The organism is Actinokineospora bangkokensis (assembly GCF_001940455.1).
Taxonomy (GTDB): domain Bacteria; phylum Actinomycetota; class Actinomycetes; order Mycobacteriales; family Pseudonocardiaceae; genus Actinokineospora; species Actinokineospora bangkokensis.
On the sequence record NZ_MKQR01000013.1, the window covers coordinates 305,229 to 311,653 of the forward strand.

At 75.4% G+C, this 6,425-nt stretch carries 7 protein-coding genes; 1 reads left to right on the forward strand and 6 read right to left on the reverse strand.

Features of this window, described 5'->3' with window-relative positions; translation table 11 throughout:
- Window positions 1-11 precede the first annotated feature (11 nt).
- Window positions 12-1,127 (reverse strand): hypothetical protein, encoded by a 1,116-nt coding sequence (locus BJP25_RS36195; RefSeq protein WP_075975345.1) that lies wholly within the window; start codon window positions 1,125-1,127, stop codon window positions 12-14.
- Window positions 1,128-1,194: 67 nt separating this feature from the next.
- Window positions 1,195-1,773, reverse strand: a complete 579-nt coding sequence (locus tag BJP25_RS14080) for a TetR/AcrR family transcriptional regulator (RefSeq protein ID WP_075975346.1) — start codon at window positions 1,771-1,773, stop codon at window positions 1,195-1,197.
- A gap of 94 nt (window positions 1,774-1,867) precedes the next feature.
- Between BJP25_RS14080 and BJP25_RS14085 the strand changes: the two genes are divergently transcribed.
- A complete protein-coding gene (locus BJP25_RS14085; RefSeq protein ID WP_075975347.1) occupies window positions 1,868-3,004 on the forward strand; it encodes an FAD-dependent oxidoreductase in 1,137 nt (378 codons plus the stop codon).
- 27 nt (window positions 3,005-3,031) lie between these two features.
- Here the strand turns inward: BJP25_RS14085 and BJP25_RS14090 are convergent, their stop codons facing one another.
- The 4 genes from BJP25_RS14090 to BJP25_RS34150 all read right to left on the reverse strand — a co-directional run.
- Complete coding sequence (locus tag BJP25_RS14090) at window positions 3,032-4,159, reverse strand: hypothetical protein (protein WP_075975348.1); 1,128 nt, start codon at window positions 4,157-4,159, stop codon at window positions 3,032-3,034.
- A gap of 188 nt (window positions 4,160-4,347) precedes the next feature.
- Entirely contained in the window at window positions 4,348-4,758 is a 411-nt protein-coding gene (locus BJP25_RS14095; RefSeq protein ID WP_075975349.1) for a hypothetical protein, read from the reverse strand.
- 153 nt (window positions 4,759-4,911) lie between these two features.
- A complete protein-coding gene (locus BJP25_RS14100) occupies window positions 4,912-5,454 on the reverse strand; it encodes a phage tail protein (RefSeq protein WP_075975350.1) in 543 nt (180 codons plus the stop codon).
- A gap of 12 nt (window positions 5,455-5,466) precedes the next feature.
- On the reverse strand, window positions 5,467-6,425 hold a 959-nt coding region (locus BJP25_RS34150), incomplete at its 5' end, for a discoidin domain-containing protein (protein WP_158075649.1).

A 6,425-nucleotide genomic window follows, 5' to 3' on the forward strand; every position in this document is an offset into this window, starting at 1 on the left:
GAGGGTACGCGTCAGCGCAGGGCGGCGGCCAGCATGGTCGGGTTGACGCCCAGGGTTTCGGCCAGCTCGGCCACGGCCGGGGGGATGGGTGACAGGGGGTGCTTGCTGCGCGCGGTGGGCAGTTCGCCTTGGCAGAGGGTGGAGACCGCGGTGCCGACCGGGGAGAGCTGGAAGGTGCGCCAGAGCTTGGGGTTGGACTCGCCGAGGACCAGGGTGCGGTCCACGCGCAGGATGACGGTGGACTTGGCGGTGGTGCGGGCCAGGGCGGCGGCCCGGGTGCCCGCGATGTCGACGATGCGGGCGGCGAGGCGGCGGCTGTTGGCGGTGCCCTCGGTGACCCAGACGCCGTCGAAGCGCTGGACGTCGAGGCCCTCGGCCTCGAAGGCGGCGGTGAGGGTGGCGTCGGGGTCGTCGGGGGCGGTCTGGGCCAGCTCCACCACCGCGTCGACGCCCGCTTCGGTGGGGACGCGGGCGTAGGGCTGCGACGGCGTGCGCAGGTAGTGGGCGACCACGGCCGGGTCGGCGAAGGCGGGCCACTCCCCCGCGGCGTCCCAGGTGCGGCGGATGACCAGGTCGGCGCCGGACGAGCCGTGCAGGGTGGCGTCCTGGAACAGCAGGGCCAGGCCGACCGCCAGCAGCGAGCTGACGTGGTCGAGGGCGCGGCCGGGCAGCGCGGCCTGCTCGGCGTCGGTGGGCACCAGGGCGGTGACCAGCTCACCGAGGACCTCCCGCCACGACTCGTCCTCGCCCCAGACACCCGCGGCGAGCAGTTCGACGTGCAGGTGCGCGGCGGTGAGCCGGACCTCGACCGGGGCACCCGGGGACAGCTCGGCGCGCCACCGCTCGGCCCAGCGGCGCCAGGCGTCCCTGGCCGAGGCGGTCACCGGGCGGGAGGCGGGCTCGGGGCGGTCCGGGCCGGTGCCGGGCAGCACCGCGGCGCGCAGGCCGGGGCCCAGGCGGGCGTCCACCCCGGCCAGCCACCCGGCCCAGTCCCCCTGGGCGGCGGGGGTGGTGGCGCCGAGGGCGCGCAGCACGTCCGCGCCGAAGCGGGCGGCGAAGTCGGGATCGGTGATCAGGTCGAGTCCGAAGCCTGCGCCCGCGGCCGCCGCGGTGTCCGGGTGATCCACGCCCCCGATCCTTCCACGACCCGACCCGGCCGCGGCGGGGTGAGCGCGTGACGGGCCACACCCGGGGTCAGTGCGGCCAGCCCGACCGCAGGAGGGCGAAGACCTCGTCGACGGCGGCGGCCGGGTCCTGGGCGCGACGGGCGGTGTCGCAGGCGGCGAGCACGGCGTGGGCGAGCCAGGACGCCTGGGCCGGGGTCAGGTGCGCGGGCTCGGCGGCCAGCAGGGCGGCGGCCAGCGCCTCGGCGTGGGCGAGCCAGGTGCGCTGGGCGTAGGCGTCCAGCTCGGGGGTGCCCGCCACCAGCTCCCGGAACCGGGCGAAGTCCGGGTCGCCCGCTTGGCGCACCGAGCGCGAGCCCAGGGCCCACCCGCGCAGCGCGTCGAGCACGGGGGTGCCCGGTGGCCGCTCGGTGACGGCCGCGAGCAGACCGCGCTCGACGTCGGCGGACTCGTCGAGGACCAGCGCCTCCTTGCCGGGGAAGTGCTTGAAGATCGTGGTGACCGCGACGTCGGCCGCCTCCGCGACGTCCTTGAGGCTCACCGCTTGGTAGCCGCGGGCCAGGAACAGGCGCAGGGCGGCGTCGGCGATGGCGGCGCGGGTCGCGGCCTTCTTGCGCTCGCGGCGGCCCGGCTCGGCGGTGCTGGTCACACCGGCCAACCTACACCAGCGGTTTCAAAAGTGTAGTCATTGCACTTTTGCAGTGATTACGCTCTACTGGGCGCACCACCCCGAGGAGGACCCCATGACCACCAGGACACCCCGCGTCGCCGTGATCGGCGCCGGACCCGGCGGGCTGGCCTGCGCCCGCGCGCTCCAGCGAGCAGGCGTCGACGTCACCGTGCACGAGCGCGACGCGTCCCGGTCGGCCCGCGACCAGGGCGGCACGCTCGACGTGCAGGTCGGCACCGGGCAGGTGGCGCTGCGCGCGCTCGGCCTGTTCGACGGCTTCCTGGCCATCGCCCGCCCCGAGGGGCAGGACATGCGCGCGCTGGACAAGCACGGCACCGTCCTGCGCGAGCGGATCTGCGAGCCCGGCGACACCGAGGCCCCGGAGATCGATCGGGCCGAGCTGCGCGACCTGCTGCTCGACTCGCTGGCCCCCGGCACCGTGGCGTGGGGCAGGGCGTTCGACTCGGCCACCCCGCTCGGCGGCGGCAGGCACCGGCTGGCCTTCGCCGACGGCAGCACCACCGAGGTCGACCTGCTGGTCGGCGCGGACGGCGCCTGGTCGCGCGTGCGGCCGCTGGTGTCGGGGGCGCGGCCGTCCTACGAGGGGGTCGTCTTCGTCGAGGTGCGCCTGCGCGACGTGGACGCCCACCACCCGGAGGTGGCCGCGCTGGTGGGGCGTGGGTCGATGTTCGCCATGCAGGACAACCTCGCGCTGATCGCCCAGCGGCAGTCGGGCGGCCGGGTGCGGGTGTACGCGGCGTTCCGCGACGGGCTGGGCTGGGCACGCCGGTGCGGCGTCGACCTCGACGACCCCGCCGCGGCGCGGGCGCACCTGCTCGACCGGTTCGACGGCTGGTCGCCCGAGCTGCGCAGGCTGCTCGTGGAGTGCGACGACCTGTTCCTGGAGCGCCCCGTGTTCGCCCTGCCCGTGCCGCACCTGTGGAACACCCGCGCGGGCGTGACCCTGGTCGGGGACGCCGCGCACCTGATGTCGCCGTTCTCCGGGCTGGGCGCCAACACCGCCCTGCTCGACGGCGTGGAGCTGGCCCAGGCGGTGCTGCGCGAGCCGGACCTGCTGACGGCGGTGGCCGAGTACGAGCGCGTCATGCTCCCCCGCGCCGCCCGCAACGCCGCAGGTGCGCACGAAGGCCTGCACTCGGCCATTTCCGACGGCGCCCCGGACGACGTCGAGTTCGACGCCACGGCCTAGTTACGCGGCCGTGTCAGCGCCGGGGTGTCAGGGCATCCGCCCGGCGATGGCCTTGGCCAGTGGCTCCAAGCGCTGGCGCATGTCGGCGGGGGTCCAATCGGCGTTGCCGTTGGAGAGTCCGCAGTCGATCTGCACCAGGTGCACGCCGGAGGTGAAGAGCAGGGTGAACCTGTCGCCGCGGATGCCGAACACGGCGGCGTCCCCGACACCGGGGAGGTCCTGCTGCGCTTCGACGGCCTCGCGCTCCTCGGCGAAGCGGGACGCGGCGGCGGCGGGGTCGGCCTGCTCGGAGATCCGCACGGCGGGCGACATCGCGCCGTCGAGGATGGTGGTGCCCTCGGCCGCGTCGATGCCGTTGTTGCGGGACGCGGTGGTCCGGGTGCAGGACGTCTCCTGGGGACCGTCGCCCGTGCGGTAGGTGCGCACCACCGACAGCGGGCTGACGGTGTACTTCGTGGCCTGCTGGAAGTCCTCGCCGGTGAAGACCTCGCACGCGTCGTCGACCACCCGCTTGCCCCCGCTGGACTCCTCCCCCAGGTCCGCGCGCGGTCCCGGCGGGGTGGCCAGCGCGTCGTCGACGGCCTTGGCCGCCGTGGCCAGGGTGGCGTCGGGGATGTCGGGCTTGCGGGTCGTCCAGGACACGTCCAACCGCGCCTCGACGTTGCCGCGCGCCCAGCGCACCACGGCCCCGCCCGCCTCGTGCTCGACGCGGGCGCCGTCGAACCCGGCCAGCGGGTCTCCCCCGGCGGGCCGGTCGGCGTCGCGGTTGCCGTACTGCACCAGCTCGACGGTCGCGGTGCGGAACGCCGCGCCCTCGCCGTCGACCGGGGTGACGTCGCAGCGCGAGCGCAGCCCGTAGGTCCAGGTGGGCGGTCGCTCGCCCGTGCTGGGGGGCAACGGGTCCGCGTACGTCTCCCCCACCCGCACCCCCGCGCCGCCCACGTCCCCGAGGCGCGCGGCGACGTTCGACGGGGGGAACACGCCGCAGGCGTTGGCGTAGGGGTAGCGGCCGACGCAGTAGTCGCCGGTGCAGTCCCCCCGCGCACCGCCGCCGGGTCCGCCCCCGGCCGCACCGCCGGAGTCGCGGAACACGAGGAAGTACGCGGTGACCCCGCCCGCCACCAGCAGGACCACCACGCCCAGGATCGCCCACACCAGACCGTTGCCCTTCTTCGGCGGCGGTGGTGGCGGTGGCGCGCCGAAGCCGGGGCCCGCCGGGTATGGGGTCCACGGTTGCTGCCCGGGGTACGGGCCCTGAGGCCCCTGCGGATAGGGAGGCGGGCCTGACGACATGGCCACCACCTAAGCACACCCGACCGCCGCGCATCGGCCGAACGGGTGACTCAGCCGCGGGACCTGCGCCGGGTCAACGACCACACCACGGCGGCCACGAGGCAGGACGGCACGACCCCGAAGGCGAGCATCAGCACCTCCGGCTCCGGCAGGGCCACCCGCGCCTCGGAGTGCAGCAGGTGGAACGCGCCGAGCAGGGCCAGCGCCCACAGCGCGCCCGCCGCGCAGGCCCGCAGCAGCGCCCCGCGCAGGGTGCGGTGCTGGGCGCCCGCGGGGATGCCGCCCAGGAACGACACCAGGACCACCACCACGTAGGCGACGGCGGACAGGCCCAGCGCCACCCCCGTCAGCGCCCCGGCGACGAGCGGCCCGCCGACACCCTCCCACACCCGTCGGGGCGCGGACATGTCGGTGAACAGCGGGACCGCGTCACCGCGCGCCGGGATCGATCGCTGCGCCATGCCTGACACCCCGTCCGGTCGGTGCTTCCCCTGTGCGGCAAGGACCCCCTGAGGTTAGCCACGCGCGGCGCCGTCGTGAAGGGCACGAGCAAGACCCGTGCGCGCCGCGGCCGAGCCCCGCCGGTTTCGCTCACCGGGTGCGGGAAGCGGCGGTCAGTCGAGGTGGTCGACCACCTCCACCCGGTGCGGCACGTGCGCGGGCTTGAGGGCGCGGACGAGCCGGTCGACCGCGCGGGTGTTCTCCTCGCTGCCCTCCGCGGCGGGCACGCGCACCACCAGCACACCGTCGCCGACGTCCGGTCCGGTGGTGGTCGGGTCGACCGACCAGGTGCAGCGGGTGGGGTCGACGACCCGGGTGCGGCAGGGCGCCACCAGGTCGAGGTACCACTGCACGCCCCAGGTGGTGCCCTGGTGGCGGTGCAGGTCCACCGCGTGCGCCACCAGGGAGCGCAGGTGCCGCTCGGTCCAGTTCTCGTCCGGGTCGACCCCCACCCACCCGGCGAGCCAGCCGAGGAAGTCGGCCGGGGTGAGCGCCGGGTCGAGGTAGGCGGGCAGGCAGTCGAGCACCGCGATGGCCGGGCCGAGCACGTCGTCGAGGCCCTGGGTGAGCCGGACGACGAACGGGTCCTCCTGCAGCGGGGTGGGCAGCAGGTCGGCCAGCGGGTGCGGGCTGGGCAGGGCGGCGGTTCCGCGCACGGGGCCCTCCTCTCAGAGCGCGCTGAAGAACTCCATCTCGGCGATCGCCACGTCGGCGTTGCCCTCGGCCGGGTAGACGCTGATGACCTCGATCTTCACCGAGGACGCGGCCAGGCCGTTGGTGAGGGTGAACTCCTGGGCGTCCGGGGTGTCCTTGAGGATGATCGTGTCGGACTTCTCGTTGGAGTAGGACAGGTTCACGATCGACGCGCGGGGGTGCTTGGCGAAGTCGGCGCCCGCCCCGTTGTGCACCACGACCTTCACCAGCGCCTTCGTCCCGCCCAGGTCGGCGGAGGTGATCGGCTGCCGGTCCTCCGACCACGGCGCGGCCCAGTAGGTGTTGGAGAAGCTGTCGAACAGCAGCGCCGGGCCGTGCCCGGGCACCTCGCCGGACGCGGTCACCTTCGCGGGGCGCACCGGGTCGTAGGTCTTCTCCAGCGCGGTGTCCACCTTGGACCGCCAACCGTCCACCGTGTCGACGATCCAGCTGCGCAGGGGTGGGTAGAAGCCCGCCACGAGGCTGAACGCGGTGATGCCGACGGCGATGACGACCCTGGCCTTGCGGCGCACCTCGAACACCCGGCGCTTGCCCTTGCCCGCGGTGGCCTTGGTGGGGCGCTTGTCCGCGCTGACGAGCTTGACACCCCGGCGCCGGAACAGCCGACGCCACCACTTCGCGCGCACGACCTCGGCGGTGGTCAGCGCCTCGCCGCAGCGCAGGCAGAACTTGCGGGTGGGCCCGTTGACCTCGCCGCACTCGCCGCACACCAGGTCGCCCGCCACCGGCTTGCGCGACGGCTCGGCCAGCCGCTTCGGCGCGATCTTGGGCGCGGCCTCCTGGGGCAGCACCTCGGCGGGCTCGGCCTCGACCGGCTCCACCGGCACGACCAGCGCGCTGCCCGTCGGCTTCGGCAGCTCCTGCTGCGCGGGGGGCGGCGGGGGCGGGGGTGCGGCAGCCGCAGGCGGCGGGG